3 protein-coding genes are annotated in these 17,909 nt (G+C 63.5%); all 3 read right to left on the reverse strand.

Annotated elements, in window-relative coordinates; translation table 11 throughout:
- Positions 1 to 140 precede the first annotated feature (140 nt).
- Complete coding sequence (locus tag ACT5M9_RS07570) at positions 141 to 15,272, reverse strand: VCBS domain-containing protein (protein WP_520395662.1); 15,132 nt, start codon at positions 15,270 to 15,272, stop codon at positions 141 to 143.
- A 221-nt stretch (positions 15,273 to 15,493) separates the two neighbouring features.
- Entirely contained in the window at positions 15,494 to 17,155 is a 1,662-nt protein-coding gene (locus tag ACT5M9_RS07575; protein ID WP_457983235.1) for a putative transporter, read from the reverse strand.
- A 114-nt stretch (positions 17,156 to 17,269) separates the two neighbouring features.
- Positions 17,270 to 17,905 (reverse strand): PAQR family membrane homeostasis protein TrhA, encoded by a 636-nt coding sequence (trhA, locus tag ACT5M9_RS07580; RefSeq protein ID WP_457983236.1) that lies wholly within the window; start codon positions 17,903 to 17,905, stop codon positions 17,270 to 17,272.
- Positions 17,906 to 17,909: the final 4 nt, after the last annotated feature.

The following is a 17,909-nucleotide window of genomic DNA, read 5'->3' on the forward strand; positions in this document are numbered from 1 at the left end:
CTTCACCCTGGCTAGTCTCCATCTCCGTTCTTTCTAATCTTGGCCTTCACCTGGGACCCTTATGCCTAGACCCCGGTAAAAACGCCCCATAAAAAAAGCGGCAGATTGCTCTGCCGCTTTTTGCTCAAACGGGGGCCGACTTACTTGTCGATATCCAGCATGTTGTTTTGCAACATGAAGTCGATGACCTGGTTGGCCGTGGTGCCGGAGCCGCCGGTCAGGGTATCGAAGGTATGGTTCGTCAGCACTATCTCCTGAGTCACCGGCGCCGCACTGCTCTCCTTGACCTGCAGATGCACCCCTTCGATGTCCTGGAACACCGAGAGCAGGCTCTTCAGCGAGTTCTCGTCCTTGCTGCCATCGCTATCCAGCAGATCACTGAGATCCAGCTTGTCTCCCTCGGCCCTGGAGAAGTCGGTGACATAGTCTTTGGTCACAGTGCCAGGCGTCGTATCCCCCTTCTGCCAGACGAAGGTGTCGGCGCCCGTGCCACCCGTCAGGATGTCGTTGCCAAGTCCCCCGGCCAGCATGTCGTTGCCCTGACCGCCGCTCAGCACATCGTTGCCTGCGCCGCCATAGAGGTTGTCGTTGCCCGTGCCACCATAGAGGGTGTCGTTGCCACTCTCGCCAAACAGGTTGTCGTCACCGGCCCCACCGAACAGGATGTCATTGCCATCTCCGCCGAACAGGGAGTCATTGCCGCCCTGACCGAACAGGATGTCGTTGCCCGCCCCGCCGATCAGCACATCCGCCTTGTCATTGGCTGAAGACTGATCGAAATCGGCGGCATGCTCCTGGATGTAGCGATGCACGTCGGCATCCAGCACATCGCTGCGGCCCAGCTGTGCCGCCACATAGCTCTTGATGGCTGAATAGCCTTCCCCATCGATGCCGGCGAAGTGCACCGCATCACCGAACAGGATGTCATCACCGGCCCCACCATCGAAACGGTCGGCTCCCGGCAGATTGTTCACCGAGGTGCCCAGGATGGCATTGGCCAGATCCGAGGCGTTGACCCCGGTCTTGAGCACCCCATCGGAGTCGTAGGATTTCAGGTCATTGGTGGAGATGTTCGCCCCCAGCCCGATGGCCTCGACGGTCACCCCCATGCCGGTCAGCAGCCCGAAACCCGCCACCGAGTTGCTGATGGTGGTGCTGTCGGTAGAGTTCCCCGACCCCGCCAGAGTCGAGTAGGTATAACCCCCCTTGCCATCCGCACGCATATAACCGACTTGGCTCTGTGTGCCCCATCTGTCGTAGGAGTAAACCCGGCCCTGAGCATCGACGATGGTGTAGCCATTCGAGGTATAAACCCGGTTTGCAACATATCCACTACCAAGAACGGTATTCAGATAGACATCATTATTGCTCCCTGAATTGTTCACAATCCGTGGGTTGCTGCCTTCACTATCCAGGTAATAGGTCGGCTTGCCATCGGTAATGAAGTAGGTCAGGTTCTTGGCATTGGTGTTGCCCTGTACGGTCGAGCTGTTGAACCAGTTGGCCGTGGTCTTGAACACGTCCTCGTAGTTGGTGCCACCGCCGTTGTTGCTGCTGCCATCCATGCTGTCGAGGATGGTCTGCAACTGGCTCAGGGCACTCGCGTCCTTGAGATTCACGCTCACTGACTTGTTGGCCAGGGTATCGAAGTCCACCAGGAAGATGTTGACCTTGCCCGCCCCATCCGTACCGGCGCTGTTCTTCAGGCTGGCGAAGACCTGAGCCAGTTGGCTCTTGATGGTGTTCATGGCATCAGTGCCGATACTGCCGGAGCTGTCGACCATGAAGGCGATGTTGTAGTTCTGACCCGACAGCACCACGCTGCCATCCAGATCCCCCACCACGATATTGTGCTCGCTGCCATAGGTCCGGCTCTGGTCACCCGGCTCCCCTTCGGTCGCGTTGAAGTAGCTCAGACGGATGCTGTCATCATCGGTGGCGGAACTGGTCTGGTCGGTCCCCACCTCCTTGGCGATGGCCTCCACCTTGAGATCGACCTGGCCGGCACTGCCACCCGGCACGCGCAGAGTCAGCCCGGTGAGCTTCACATCCAGTGCACTGGTGCTCCACAGACTACTGTTGGCCGTGAGGGTGATCTTGCCATCAGCACCAGCGCTCCCCAGCAGTTGAGCGCCGTTATAGAGCTGCGTTCCCTGAGGCATGCCAGTGAGCACCAGGCTGTCGAATACCTCGCTGCCATCCCTGTCGTTCAGGGACGCACTCAACTCCACCGGATAGTCGACCACGGTCGGCTGTACCAGAGTCAGTGCCCCCGTATCCTGATTGATCTGGTAGATGCCATCGGCAAACTGCACGTATTCGATATCGTGCAGCGCCTTGGTGACACCGACCCCCGCCTCCGTCACCGAGAAATCGAACCAGCGATCGTTGGTCGAGAAGCCACTGCCCTTCTTGATGGCGTAGTCCGCACGATTGCCGGTCAGGACGGCGATATCTGTGCCGGCACCGCCATAGAGACCGTCGTTGCCAAGACCTGACACCAGTACATCGTTGCCGTCCCCCCCATAGAGGGAATCCCCCTGAGCCGCATTGCCGCCGACCAGGATGTCATTGCCTCCCTGCCCATAGAGCAGGTCACCACCACCATGAGAACTGACGATATAGTCGTTGCCACTATTGCCAAGCACTTGCTCCTGGCCACTGCTGCTATCGGTCAGCGAACTGGTGATACCGAATGCCGTCTTGTTGAAGTTGCCGGACTGGAACTGCTCCGTCGTGATACCCGCGCTCGGGAAGCTCAGGTTGTAAAGCGGTATGCCATTGCCCGTCAGGGTCACGTTGACCATCGGCTTGTCGGCCACGGCCGCCACATCGATCACCAGCTTGCCGCTGTTGCTGAGGTTGGCACCGTCGCTTATCTGATAACCGAAGCTGGCGTAGTCCCCCTGCTTGTTGCCGACGGAGAGACCGCCGCCGTCAGTCCCATTGGTGCTCGACTCATTGAGCCCGGGCACGAAGCGCAGATGGCCGGTATTGATGTCGCCGTAAGAGATCAGGTCCCCCACCTTCACCGCCACCCATTGGCCTGCGGCATTGAGGTATTCCAGCTTGCCGTTGAGGGGCAGGGTGCCGATCTTCACACTCAGATCGCTGTTGGCCTGATCGTCGCTGGCACCAAACTGGGACCACTTCAGCACCTGGGGCTGATCTTCCAGCCCTGAGCTATAACCGCCCGCAGCGGTCGGTGCGCGATCGTTGTCGATGATGGTACCCGTGCCCGTCTGTCCACCTATGGTGACCGACAGGCTCTCGTTTGCCTCGACCAGACGATCGTCCAGGGTCGGAATGGTCACGGTGAAGCCGGACACCCCGGCAGGCACAGTGATCTTGCCGGTGGTGCTGTTGTAGGTCACCCCGTTGCTGAATTGGGCGCTTCCCCAGTCGAGAGCCGAGGCGGGATTGGTGCCGCTACCCTGGATGGCGAAATCATATTGGGTCGCCTCCTGGGTCGCGTCGGACAGGGTCACGCTGTGGCTCAGGTTGCCGCCTTCCGCCACGCTCTCGCTGGAGACCGACTGCACAACAGGCGTGAACAGCGGCTTGGTGGCAAACGACCCCAGGCTGCCGTCGCCATCCCCATCCACCGCCTTGAACTGGAAGTCGATGTCACCATCACCGACTGGCTTGGACATGTTCTGGTACTGGAAGAACTCCCACTTGCCGGTCGCCGGGGTGAACTCCAGACGGAACACCAGCGTACCGTCACTGTCCTTGCCAACCAGGGTATTGGCCGACTCCAGAGTCGTGGTGATCGCCTTGCCGGTGGCCGTGGTCAGCCCGGTTTCGGTCGTGCCGACGAGTTGCATGTAACCCTTGCCATCGGCCCCCCACTGCGGCGTGACGGTACCCGAACCGTAGGCGATGGCCTGCGCCGTCGTCGCGCCGAGGAACTCGATGCTCTTCACGGTGAAGTCGCTGTTGTCACTGGTGTTGGTGTTGCCATTGTTGGTGGCCTTGATCACCATGGTGTCGAAGCCGCCCTGCTGCACCTGGAAGTTGCCGGCATAGTCGCCGCCAGAGACATTGGAGCTGAAGGTCTGGGTACCGATCAGCACGCCACCGCGATAGAACTCCACCACGCCGCTCTCCAGCTCGCCGCCGAACATCTGGCTGAACTTGATATTGGCGCCGTAGGCCACCTTGCCCGCATCCAGCTTGATGATGAGCTGCTCGGAGGCCGAGGTACCATTGGCGAAGTGACGGAAATCGATCTCGTTGGCGATGTTGTGATAGGGAGCCGCCACGCTGGACACCCCCAACCCGGAACTGGAGCCATTCACATTCGCGGCGACCAGGGTCGAGTCTGTAGCCGACTTGAAGCCCAGCGCCGTGATGGTGAAGCCCGCCATGCCGAGAGACAGCTTGTTGCCGCTGTATTGGGTCAGATCGAACAACCCGGTCAGGGCCGCCGGGATATCCGTCTTGGTGACGGACACGGCGGCGGCATCACCCGCGACCGGCGAGTCATCCTCAACGGAAATGGGCAGGCTGCCGGTGGTGGTGGTCTTGCCATCCGATACGGTCACACCGATCTGGAAGTTGAGTACGTCCTCACTCCCCTTGGTCGGATGATCAAGAGGTGCCTTGAGGGTCACGTCATAGCTCCAGTCACCCTTGCTGCCGCCAGCCGGAGCCGTCAGTTTCACATCGATGACCGCCTTGTAGTCCGCACCGCCCGCCGTGCCGGTATAGCCGGTCAACACCTTGGTGGTGGCATTCCAGCTCCACTGTACGGTCGCCCCGCCGGACGTCAGGCCGCTCGGCCCACTCAGGCTGATGGTCAGGCTATCCTGGCTATCCAGGTCGCCGACCGTGATCTTGCCGCTGGCGGCCACGCTGTCCGTGGTATCGCTGCTGCCTGCCGTATCGGCGATCCCGCCGGCAAGCCCCTCCTCAGAAACCACGGCACTCTTGTCGATGCTCAAGGTGGGCGCATCGTTGGTGCCGGTGATGGTGATGGTCAGGGTGTTGGTCTGGCTGACGGTGCCGTCGGTCGCGGTGTAGGTGAACACCACGTTCGCGGTCTGACCGGTCGCCAGTTTCTGGGCTTCCGCCCCGTTGGCGTTGAAGCTGTAGCTGCCGTCGGCACGGATGGTCAGGGTGCCGTAGCTGTTGCTCAGCACGGTGTCGCCGCTGGCGTTGACCGCGGTCGCCGTCCCCGTGGTGCCGTTCAGGATCCCGGTCACCTTCAGGGCATTGCCATCCACATCGCTGTCGTTGGCCAGCACGCCGTTGGCTGCAGTCACCGTCAGGATGGCGTCTTCGTTGACGCTCCCCACATCGGCTTGCAGCACAGGCGCGTCATTGGTGCCGGTGATGGTGATGGTCAGGGTGCTGGTCTGGCTGACGGTGCCGTCGGTGGCGGTATAGGTGAACACCACGTTCGCGGTGTTGCCCGCCGCCAGTTTCTGGGCATCCACCCCGTTGGCGTTGAAGCTGTAGCTGCCGTCGGCACGGATGGTCAGGGTGCCGTAGCTGTTGCTCAGCACGGTGTCGCCGCTGGCGTTGACCGCGGTCGCCGTGCCCGTGGTGCCGTTCAGGATCCCGGTCACCTTCAAGGCATTGCCGTCGACGTCGCTGTCGTTGGCCAGCACGCCGTTGGCTGCAGTCACCGTCAGAACAGCGTCTTCATTGACCGCCCCCACATCGGCCTGCAGCACAGGGGCATCGTTGGTACCGGTGATGGTGATGGTCAGGGTGCTGGTCTGGCTGACGGTGCCGTCGGCGGCGGTATAGGTAAACACCACGTTCGCGGTCTGACCGGTCGCCAGTTTCTGGGCATCCGCCCCGTTGGCGTTGAAGCTGTAGCTGCCGTCGGCACGGATGGTCAGGGTGCCGTAGCTGTTGCTCAGCACGGTGTCGCCGCTGGCGTTGACCGCGGTCGCCGTGCCCGTGGTGCCGTTCAGGATCCCGGTCACCTTGAGGGCGTTGCCGTCGACGTCGCTGTCATTGGCCAGCACGCCGTTCGCCGCGTTCACGGTCAGAACAGCGTCTTCATTGACCGCACCCACATCAGCCTGCAGCACAGGGGCATCGTTGGTGCCGGTGATGGTGATGGTCAGGGTGCTGGTCTGGCTGACGGTGCCGTCGGTCGCGGTGTAGGTGAACACCACGTTCGCGGTCTGACCGGTCGCCAGTTTCTGGGCTTCCGCCCCGTTGGCGTTGAAGCTGTAGCTGCCGTCGGCACGGATGGTCAGGGTGCCGTAGCTGTTGCTCAGCACGGTGTCGCCGCTGGCGTTGACCGCGGTCGCCGTCCCCGTGGTGCCGTTCAGGATCCCGGTCACCTTCAGGGCATTGCCATCCACATCGCTGTCGTTGGCCAGCACGCCGTTGGCTGCAGTCACCGTCAGAACAGCGTCTTCGTTGACGCTCCCCACATCGGCTTGCAGCACAGGGGCATCGTTGGTGCCGGTGATGGTGATGGTCAGGGTGCTGGTCTGGCTCACGGTGCCGTCGGTCGCGGTATAGGTGAACACCACGTTCGCGGTCTGACCGGTCGCCAGTTTCTGGGCATCCGCCCCGTTGGCGTTGAAGCTGTAGCTGCCGTCGGCACGGATGGTCAGGGTGCCGTAGCTGTTGCTCAGCACGGTGTCGCCGCTGGCGTTGACCGCGGTCGCCGTCCCCGTGGTGCCGTTCAGGATCCCGGTCACCTTCAGGGCATTGCCATCCACATCGCTGTCGTTGGCCAGCACGCCGTTGGCTGCAGTCACCGTCAGAACAGCGTCTTCGTTGACGCTCCCCACATCGGCCTGCAGCACCGGCGCGTCATTGGTGCCGGTGATGGTGATGGTCAGGGTGTTGGTCTGGCTGACGGTGCCGTCGGTCGCGGTGTAGGTGAACACCACGTTCGCGGTCTGACCGGTCGCCAGTTTCTGGGCATCCGCCCCGTTGGCGTTGAAGCTGTAGCTGCCGTCGGCACGGATGGTCAGGGTGCCGTAGCTGTTGCTCAGCACGGTGTCGCCGCTGGCGTTGACCGCGGTCGCCGTCCCCGTGGTGCCGTTCAGGATCCCGGTCACCTTCAGGGCATTGCCGTCCACATCGCTGTCATTGGCCAGCACGCCGTTGGCTGCAGTCACCGTCAGAACAGCGTCTTCGTTGACGCTCCCCACATCGGCCTGCAGCACCGGCGCGTCATTGGTGCCGGTGATGGTGATGGTGACGGTGTGCTCGGTGCCATCCAGGCTCTTGACCACGAAGGTCTCCACCTTGGTCTCACCCTGGCCCAGGTACTGCACGTCGCCGTTGGCCACGTGGTAGGTCCACTCACCGCCTTCGGTGATGGTCAGGGTCCCCAGCGCACCGGCGCTCGGGGTGCCGTTGCCGGCCACAAACCTGGCTTCATCCGCCCCGTCCACGTCGGTCACGGTCAGGGTGCCGGTTTCGGTCAGGGTCGGGGAGCTCTCGTCTTCGGTCACGCCGCCGGCGTCAGCACCGCCGATCACCGCGCCATCGTTCACGCCGGTGATGGTGATGGTGACGGTGTGCTCGGTGCCGTCCAGGCTCTTGACCACGAAGGTCTCCACCTTGGTCTCACCCTGGCCCAGGTACTGCACGTCGCCGTTCGCCACGTGATAGGTCCACTCACCGCCTTCGGTGATGGTCAGGGAGCCCAGCGCACCGGCGCTCGGGGTGCCGTTGCCAGCCACAAACTTGGCTTCATCCGCCCCGTCCACGTCGGTCACGCTCAGGGTGCCGGTCTCGGTCAACAGCGGGGTGCTCTCGTCTTCGGTCACGCCGCCGCTGTCAGCACCGCCGATCACCGCGCCATCGTTCACGCCGGTGATGGTGATGGTGACGGTGTGCTCGGTGCCATCCAGGCTCTTGACCACGAAGGTCTCGACCTTGGTCTCACCCTGGCCCAGGTACTGCACGTCGCCGTTGGCCACGTGGTAGGTCCACTCACCGCCTTCGGTGATGGTCAGGGAGCCCAGCGCACCGGCGCTCGGGGTGCCGTTGCCAGCCACAAACTTGGCCTCGTCCGCCCCGTCCACGTCGGTCACGGTCAGGGTGCCGGTCTCGGTCAGGTTACCGCTGACCACGTTCAGATCTTCGGTCACCGCACCGGTGTCGACACCACCTATCACCGCACCATCGTTCACGCCGGTGATGGTGATGGTGACGGTGTGCTCAGTGCCGTCCAGGCTCTTGACCACGAAGGTCTCCACCTTGGTCTCACCCTGGCCCAGGTACTGCACGTCGCCGTTGGCCACGTGATAGGTCCACTCACCCCCTTCGGTGATGGTCAGGGAGCCCAGCGCGCCATTGCTGGCCACACCGTTGCCGGCCACGAACTTGGCCTCGTCCGCCCCGTCCACGTCGGTCACGGTCAGGGTGCCGGTCTCGGTCAGCAGCGGGGTGCTCTCGTCTTCGGTCACGCCGCCGCTGTCAGCACCGCCGATCACCGCGCCATCGTTCACGCCGGTGATGGTGATGGTGACGGTGTGCTCGGTGCCATCCAGGCTCTTGACCACGAAGGTCTCCACCTTGGTCTCACCCTGGCCCAGGTACTGCACGTCGCCGTTGGCCACGTGGTAGGTCCACTCACCGCCTTCGGTGATGGTCAGGGAGCCCAGCGCGCCATTGCTGGCCACGCCGTTGCCGGCGATGAACTTGGCTTCATCCGCCCCGTCCACGTCGGTCACGGTCAGGGTGCCGGTCTCGGTCAGGAGCGGGGTGCTCTCGTCTTCGGTCACGCCGCCGGTGTCGGTGCCGCCGATCACCGCACCGTCGTTCACGCCGGTGATGGTGATGGTGACGGTGTGCTCGGTGCCATCCAGGCTCTTAACCACGAAGGTCTCCACCTTGGTCTCACCCTGGCCCAGGTACTGCACGTCGCCGTTGGCCACGTGATAGGTCCACTCACCCCCTTCGGTGATGGTCAGGGAGCCCAGCGCACCGGCGCTCGGGGTGCCGTTGCCAGCCACAAACTTGGCTTCATCCGCCCCGTCCACGTCGGTCACGCTCAGGGTGCCGGTCTCGGTCAGGGTCGGGGTGCTCTCGTCTTCGGTCACGCCGCCGGCGTCAGCACCGCCGATCACCGCGCCATCGTTCACGCCGGTGATGGTGATGGTGACGGTGTGCTCAGTGCCGTCCAGGCTCTTGACCACGAAGGTCTCCACCTTGGTCTCACCCTGGCCCAGGTACTGCACGTCGCCGTTCGCCACGTGATAGGTCCACTCACCGCCTTCGGTGATGGTCAGGGTCCCCAGCGCACCGGCGCTCGGGGTGCCGTTGCCAGCCACAAACTTGGCCTCATCCGCCCCGTCCACGTCGGTCACGGTCAGGGTGCCGGTTTCGGTCAGGGTCGGGGAGCTCTCGTCTTCGGTCACGCCGCCGGCGTCAGCACCGCCGATCACCGCGCCATCGTTCACGCCGGTGATGGTGATGGTGACGGTGTGCTCGGTGCCGTCCAGGCTCTTGACCACGAAGGTCTCCACCTTGGTCTCACCCTGGCCCAGGTACTGCACGTCGCCGTTCGCCACGTGATAGGTCCACTCACCGCCTTCGGTGATGGTCAGGGAGCCCAGCGCACCGGCGCTCGGGGTGCCGTTGCCAGCCACAAACTTGGCTTCATCCGCCCCGTCCACGTCGGTCACGCTCAGGGTGCCGGTCTCGGTCAACAGCGGGGTGCTCTCGTCTTCGGTCACGCCGCCGCTGTCAGCACCGCCGATCACCGCGCCATCGTTCACGCCGGTGATGGTGATGGTGACGGTGTGCTCGGTGCCATCCAGGCTCTTGACCACGAAGGTCTCGACCTTGGTCTCACCCTGGCCCAGGTACTGCACGTCGCCGTTGGCCACGTGGTAGGTCCACTCACCGCCTTCGGTGATGGTCAGGGAGCCCAGCGCACCGGCGCTCGGGGTGCCGTTGCCAGCCACAAACTTGGCCTCGTCCGCCCCGTCCACGTCGGTCACGGTCAGGGTGCCGGTCTCGGTCAGGTTACCGCTGACCACGTTCAGATCTTCGGTCACCGCACCGGTGTCGACACCACCTATCACCGCACCATCGTTCACGCCGGTGATGGTGATGGTGACGGTGTGCTCAGTGCCGTCCAGGCTCTTGACCACGAAGGTCTCCACCTTGGTCTCACCCTGGCCCAGGTACTGCACGTCGCCGTTGGCCACGTGATAGGTCCACTCACCCCCTTCGGTGATGGTCAGGGAGCCCAGCGCGCCATTGCTGGCCACACCGTTGCCGGCCACGAACTTGGCCTCGTCCGCCCCGTCCACGTCGGTCACGGTCAGGGTGCCGGTCTCGGTCAGCAGCGGGGTGCTCTCGTCTTCGGTCACGCCGCCGCTGTCAGCACCGCCGATCACCGCGCCATCGTTCACGCCGGTGATGGTGATGGTGACGGTGTGCTCGGTGCCATCCAGGCTCTTGACCACGAAGGTCTCCACCTTGGTCTCACCCTGGCCCAGGTACTGCACGTCGCCGTTGGCCACGTGGTAGGTCCACTCACCGCCTTCGGTGATGGTCAGGGAGCCCAGCGCGCCATTGCTGGCCACGCCGTTGCCGGCGATGAACTTGGCTTCATCCGCCCCGTCCACGTCGGTCACGGTCAGGGTGCCGGTCTCGGTCAGGAGCGGGGTGCTCTCGTCTTCGGTCACGCCGCCGGTGTCGGTGCCGCCGATCACCGCACCGTCGTTCACGCCGGTGATGGTGATGGTGACGGTGTGCTCGGTGCCATCCAGGCTCTTAACCACGAAGGTCTCCACCTTGGTCTCACCCTGGCCCAGGTACTGCACGTCGCCGTTGGCCACGTGATAGGTCCACTCACCCCCTTCGGTGATGGTCAGGGAGCCCAGCGCACCGGCGCTCGGGGTGCCGTTGCCAGCCACAAACTTGGCTTCATCCGCCCCGTCCACGTCGGTCACGCTCAGGGTGCCGGTCTCGGTCAGGGTCGGGGTGCTCTCGTCTTCGGTCACGCCGCCGGCGTCAGCACCGCCGATCACCGCGCCATCGTTCACGCCGGTGATGGTGATGGTGACGGTGTGCTCAGTGCCGTCCAGGCTCTTGACCACGAAGGTCTCCACCTTGGTCTCACCCTGGCCCAGGTACTGCACGTCGCCGTTCGCCACGTGATAGGTCCACTCACCGCCTTCGGTGATGGTCAGGGTCCCCAGCGCACCGGCGCTCGGGGTGCCGTTGCCAGCCACAAACTTGGCCTCGTCCGCCCCGTCCACGTCGGTCACGGTCAGGGTGCCGGTCTCGGTCAGCAGCGGGGTGCTCTCGTCTTCGGTCACGCCGCCGCTGTCAGCACCGCCGATCACCGCGCCATCGTTCACGCCGGTGATGGTGATGGTGACGGTGTGCTCGGTGCCATCCAGGCTCTTGACCACGAAGGTCTCCACCTTGGTCTCACCCTGGCCCAGGTACTGCACGTCGCCGTTGGCCACGTGGTAGGTCCACTCACCGCCTTCGGTGATGGTCAGGGTCCCCAGCGCACCGGCGCTCGGGGTGCCGTTGCCGGCCACAAACCTGGCTTCATCCGCCCCGTCCACGTCGGTCACGGTCAGGGTGCCGGTTTCGGTCAGGGTCGGGGAGCTCTCGTCTTCGGTCACGCCGCCGGCGTCAGCACCGCCGATCACCGCGCCATCGTTCACGCCGGTGATGGTGATGGTGACGGTGTGCTCGGTGCCGTCCAGGCTCTTGACCACGAAGGTCTCCACCTTGGTCTCACCCTGGCCCAGGTACTGCACGTCGCCGTTCGCCACGTGATAGGTCCACTCACCGCCTTCGGTGATGGTCAGGGAGCCCAGCGCACCGGCGCTCGGGGTGCCGTTGCCAGCCACAAACTTGGCTTCATCCGCCCCGTCCACGTCGGTCACGCTCAGGGTGCCGGTCTCGGTCAACAGCGGGGTGCTCTCGTCTTCGGTCACGCCGCCGCTGTCAGCACCGCCGATCACCGCGCCATCGTTCACGCCGGTGATGGTGATGGTGACGGTGTGCTCGGTGCCATCCAGGCTCTTGACCACGAAGGTCTCGACCTTGGTCTCACCCTGGCCCAGGTACTGCACGTCGCCGTTGGCCACGTGGTAGGTCCACTCACCGCCTTCGGTGATGGTCAGGGAGCCCAGCGCACCGGCGCTCGGGGTGCCGTTGCCAGCCACAAACTTGGCCTCGTCCGCCCCGTCCACGTCGGTCACGGTCAGGGTGCCGGTCTCGGTCAGGTTACCGCTGACCACGTTCAGATCTTCGGTCACCGCACCGGTGTCGACACCACCTATCACCGCACCATCGTTCACGCCGGTGATGGTGATGGTGACGGTGTGCTCAGTGCCGTCCAGGCTCTTGACCACGAAGGTCTCCACCTTGGTCTCACCCTGGCCCAGGTACTGCACGTCGCCGTTGGCCACGTGATAGGTCCACTCACCCCCTTCGGTGATGGTCAGGGAGCCCAGCGCGCCATTGCTGGCCACACCGTTGCCGGCCACGAACTTGGCCTCGTCCGCCCCGTCCACGTCGGTCACGGTCAGGGTGCCGGTCTCGGTCAGCAGCGGGGTGCTCTCGTCTTCGGTCACGCCGCCGCTGTCAGCACCGCCGATCACCGCGCCATCGTTCACGCCGGTGATGGTGATGGTGACGGTGTGCTCGGTGCCATCCAGGCTCTTGACCACGAAGGTCTCCACCTTGGTCTCACCCTGGCCCAGGTACTGCACGTCGCCGTTGGCCACGTGGTAGGTCCACTCACCGCCTTCGGTGATGGTCAGGGAGCCCAGCGCGCCATTGCTGGCCACGCCGTTGCCGGCGATGAACTTGGCTTCATCCGCCCCGTCCACGTCGGTCACGGTCAGGGTGCCGGTCTCGGTCAGGAGCGGGGTGCTCTCGTCTTCGGTCACGCCGCCGGTGTCGGTGCCGCCGATCACCGCACCGTCGTTCACGCCGGTGATGGTGATGGTGACGGTGTGCTCGGTGCCATCCAGGCTCTTAACCACGAAGGTCTCCACCTTGGTCTCACCCTGGCCCAGGTACTGCACGTCGCCGTTGGCCACGTGATAGGTCCACTCACCCCCTTCGGTGATGGTCAGGGAGCCCAGCGCACCGGCGCTCGGGGTGCCGTTGCCAGCCACAAACTTGGCTTCATCCGCCCCGTCCACGTCGGTCACGCTCAGGGTGCCGGTCTCGGTCAGGGTCGGGGTGCTCTCGTCTTCGGTCACGCCGCCGGCGTCAGCACCGCCGATCACCGCGCCATCGTTCACGCCGGTGATGGTGATGGTGACGGTGTGCTCAGTGCCGTCCAGGCTCTTGACCACGAAGGTCTCCACCTTGGTCTCACCCTGGCCCAGGTACTGCACGTCGCCGTTCGCCACGTGATAGGTCCACTCACCGCCTTCGGTGATGGTCAGGGTCCCCAGCGCACCGGCGCTCGGGGTGCCGTTGCCAGCCACAAACTTGGCCTCGTCCGCCCCGTCCACGTCGGTCACGGTCAGGGTGCCGGTCTCGGTCAACAGCGGGGTACTCTCGTCTTCGGTCACGCCGCCGGCGTCAGCACCGCCGATCACCGCGCCATCGTTCACGCCGGTGATGGTGATGGTGACGGTGTGCTCGGTGCCGTCCAGGCTCTTGACCACGAAGGTCTCCACCTTGGTCTCACCCTGGCCCAGGTACTGCACGTCGCCGTTCGCCACGTGATAGGTCCACTCACCGCCTTCGGTGATGGTCAGGGTCCCCAGCGCACCGGCGCTCGGGGTGCCGTTGCCAGCCACAAACTTGGCCTCGTCCGCCCCGTCCACGTCGGTCACGGTCAGGGTGCCGGTCTCGGTCAACAGCGGGGTACTCTCGTCTTCGGTCACTCCACCCGTATCTGTTCCGGCGATGACAGCTGCGTCATTCACGCCGGTGACGACCCCCGTGACACCTGCGGTGGCGGTATGCAAGCCATCGCTGATGCTGTATTCGAAGGCGACATTGCCATTGAAATCAGGAGCCGGCGTGAAGACAAGCTGGCCGTTGGTCAGGGTGACAGTGCCATTGTTGATGGCAACGGAACCACCTTCCGCGATGGCCTGGCCATTGATGGCCGTGATAGTCAGCCGATCCCCATCCACATCCCCGTCGTTGCCGAGCACGTTGAGCGTGACGGTGCCATCTTCCGCCATGGTGAACTGGTCATTCCCGGCCAAGGGCGGCGCGTTGACGACGCTGTTGTCTGTGCCTTTGGGGGATGTATTGCCTGCCGAGTCAGTCAGGGTCGCATCGACGGTGACGGGGCCATTGGTCGGCAGATCCGTCGTCGGAATGGTGAGATTGACCTGCGCCTTGTTGATGTCATCCGCCGTCAGTACGGACGAACTATCGGGCACACCATCGCCATTCCAGTCCACATCGAGACGATCCCCGACTTTGGCATCGGCCGGCAGACGAATAATGACATCCACGCCATTCGCCCGCTCGTTGGCGGAGATGACGTTGTCTGCCCCATCCTGGATCTCGACCAGAGGCGCCGTCGGTGCCGTGCTGTCCACGCTGCCGTTGTCGGTGGCGGTACCGGTATTGCCGGAAGGATCGGTCACTGAGGCCGTCACGTCATAGGGGCCATCGGCCAATGGGGTGGTCACATCCACACTGAAGCTGCCATCCGGATTGACCGTGGTGATCAGGGTCTGCTGGTTGCCGTTGGCATCGGTCACCAGCAGGGTCACTGTGCTGCCTGGCAGCGCATCCGTGGTCCCAGTCAGGGTCGGGGTATTGTCATTGGTGTTGTCAGGTGCCGAGACGGTGATGACTGGCGCCGTCAGATCGACATTCTCGTCCTCGCCATCCCGTGCCTCGACAACGGTACCTGGCTCGTCCGGGTTGGCCGTGTCGAAGCCGGCGGCGGCTATGGTGGCATCCCCGGTTCTGTCGATGGAGACGAAGCCACCGTTGCCACTGGCACCTGCGACGCCGCCCACGTTGCCGGCGGCAGGCGCACCGCCCGCGGCAGAGGCTTCAAAGGTCTTGGTCGGGTCAGCCCCTTCCAGGATGGCTTGTTGCAGGGCGGCGATATCGTCTGGCGTCTGCGGCGCATTGTTCTGCGCCAACAGGATATCTTCGGCCACCGGCTCTGGCTCCTTGGTCGGGCTCAGGGTGAAAGTGGTCTCCCCTCCCAGGAAGCTGGCACCGTCCGGAGCAAGCACAACAGCGTCCTTGGGCAAGACATCGCCTTCGGCCAGCGGGATTTGGCTTCCATCTGCTGCAACCAGATAGACTTTGCCTTTCAACTGGGTAATGACGACATCCTGATCCAAAACGATATTGTGGCTGCTCATCGGTCTCTCCTGAATATCTATGGGCATAGTTTTCCAGACTCTACTCTGCCCGTGCCCGGGTCCAGAAACCAGTGAGAAAATTCGAACGAACAGACTAATTCGGGGCTGAATTGAGCGACGGAGCAGAACGGTGTGAATAAAAAATAATACTAACTAAATCAATAGCATCTGATATGCAAAATACAGACAGGAGGCCATGGGTGGACTCCTGTCCAGGGGACTCAGGCTCCGGCCCAGAGCAGGATGGCCAGCAGCTGGGGCGAGATGATCCGCAGGAACATCACCAGCGGGTAGACGGTCGCATAGGAGAGGGCGCTGGCCCCGCTAGTGGGGTGCATGCCGTTCGCAAACGCCAAGGCGGGGGGATCCGTCATGGAGCCCGCCAACAGGCCACACAGGGTGAGATAGTTGAGCTTGCCGTAGTGGCGTGCCAACACCCCGACCACCAGCAGCGGGATCAGGGTGATCGCCACGCCATACATCATCCAGGCCGGGCCATCCCCGTTGATCAGGGTATCGATGAAGCCGGCGCCGGATTTGAACCCCACCACCGCCAGGAACAACACTATGCCGAGCTCCCTCAGGGCCAGGTTGGCGCTCGGCGGCATGAACCAGTAGAGCTTGCCGATGCTGCCGATGCGAGACAGGATGAGCGCCACCACCAGAGGCCCGCCCGCCAGCCCGAGCTTGAGGGCCGCGGGGAAACCCGGCAGATAGAAGGGGATGGAGCCAAGCAGGACACCCAGGCCGACCCCGATGAAGACCGGCAGCATCTGTACCTGCTGCAGCTTCTGCTGGACGTTGCCCACCACGCTGGTCACCGCCTCGATGGCCTCGAGCCGCCCCACCAGATTGAGGATGTCGCCAAACTGCAAGCTGGTCTGGCTGGTCGGCACCAGCTCGATGCCAGCCCGGTTGAGGCGGGAGATGACCACGTCGTATTTCTGCTTGATGTCGAGATCCCGGATCCGCTTGCCGAGCACCTGCTCGTTGGTGACCACCACCCGCTCCACCCGCAGATCCGTGCCCCTGGTGGAGAGGGAGGTATCCACCTCTTCCCCCAGCACCAGCAGCACCTTGTGCAGGGCGTGTTGTTCGCCGACCAGGTGCAGCAGATCGCCGAGCTCGATGCGAGACTCCGGCCTCGGCACCATCAGCTCGTCACCTCGCTTGAGGCGGGAGCAGATGACATCCGCTTCATCCAGGCTCGGGATCTCCCGCAGCATCAGGCCGTGCATGTTGGGATTGCGCACGGCGATATTGATGGTCTGCAGGCTCTCCTTGCCCTTGCTCGTCTGTTGCTCGAACGCGGCCGCTTCATCCTCGATCTTGATGCGAAAGAACACGCGAATGAGCCACATGGTGAGCAGGATCCCGCAGATCCCGAACGGATAGGCCACCGCGTAGCCCATCCCCATCAGCCCCGTCATGCCGGGGTCCGCCCCCAGCTCAGCCAGGATCTGCTGACCCGCCCCGAGGGAGGGGGTATTGGTCACTGCACCGGAGAAGACCCCGAGGATCGCCGGCAGCGGGACATCGAATATCTGATGCAGACCGACCACTACCAGGCCGCCGAGCAGCACCAGCAGGGCGGCGAAGCCGTTGAGCTTGAGTCCGGAGCTGCGCAGGGAGGAGAAGAAGCCGGGGCCGACCTGGATGCCTATGGTGTAGACGAACAGGATCAGGCCGAACTCCTGAATAAAATGAAGGGTTTGCTCATTCAACTGCAAGCCGGAGAGGCCGGCGAAGTGGCCCACTATTATGCCGCCAAACAGCACCCCTCCGATCCCCAAACCAACGCCATAGACCCGCCAGTTCCCCAGCCAGAGCCCCAGCACCGCCACCAGCGACAATATGCTGATGGAAAGCGCGATCTCACTCATTGCGTGCATCCTTTCCAAGTCAAACTGTCGTTAGCTTGTCAGCAAACGCAGTAGGCAACTGTGGGATGCCGCACGAATTCAGGCTTTCATTGGCACTAAAATACCAACTAAGGGTTAGTCAACATAGCCGTAGATGGCCGCGAAATGGCAGACACTCCCCCCCAGCACGAACAGGTGCCAGATGGCATGGTTATAGGGGATCCGCTTCGCCACGTAGAAGATCACTCCCAGGCTGTAGATGAGGCCCCCTATCCCGAGCAGCAGCAGCCCCTCCCCCGCCAGATGGAGGTAGAGCTGATAGACCACCAGCAGCGACAACCAGCCCAGCAGCAGATAGGTAAACAGGGACAATCGCTTGAATCTGTTGATAAAGACCAGCTTGAACCCCACCCCGGTCAGCGCCAAGGCCCAGATCACCACCATCAGCCCCTGGGCCAGGGGCGTGTCGAGGGCCACCAGCAAGAAGGGGGTATAGGTCCCCGCGATCAGCAGGTAGATGGCGCAGTGATCAAACAACTTGCACCAGCGCTGCGCCGCCGCCGACTCCACGCTGTGATAGAGAGTCGAGGCGAGATAGAGCAGCACCAGGCTGGTGCCGTAGAGCCCATAGCTCGCCAGCACCTGGGGCCCTTCATCCCAGCCCTTGTGCAGCAGCAGGGCCAGCCCCAGGATCCCGAACAGCAACCCCAGCCCGTGGCTGAGGCGATTGGCCCACTCCTCCCGCGGGGAATAACCGTTCATCTCGCTCATCACT

It is taken from the genome of Aeromonas sp. AE23HZ002T15 (assembly GCF_054165525.2).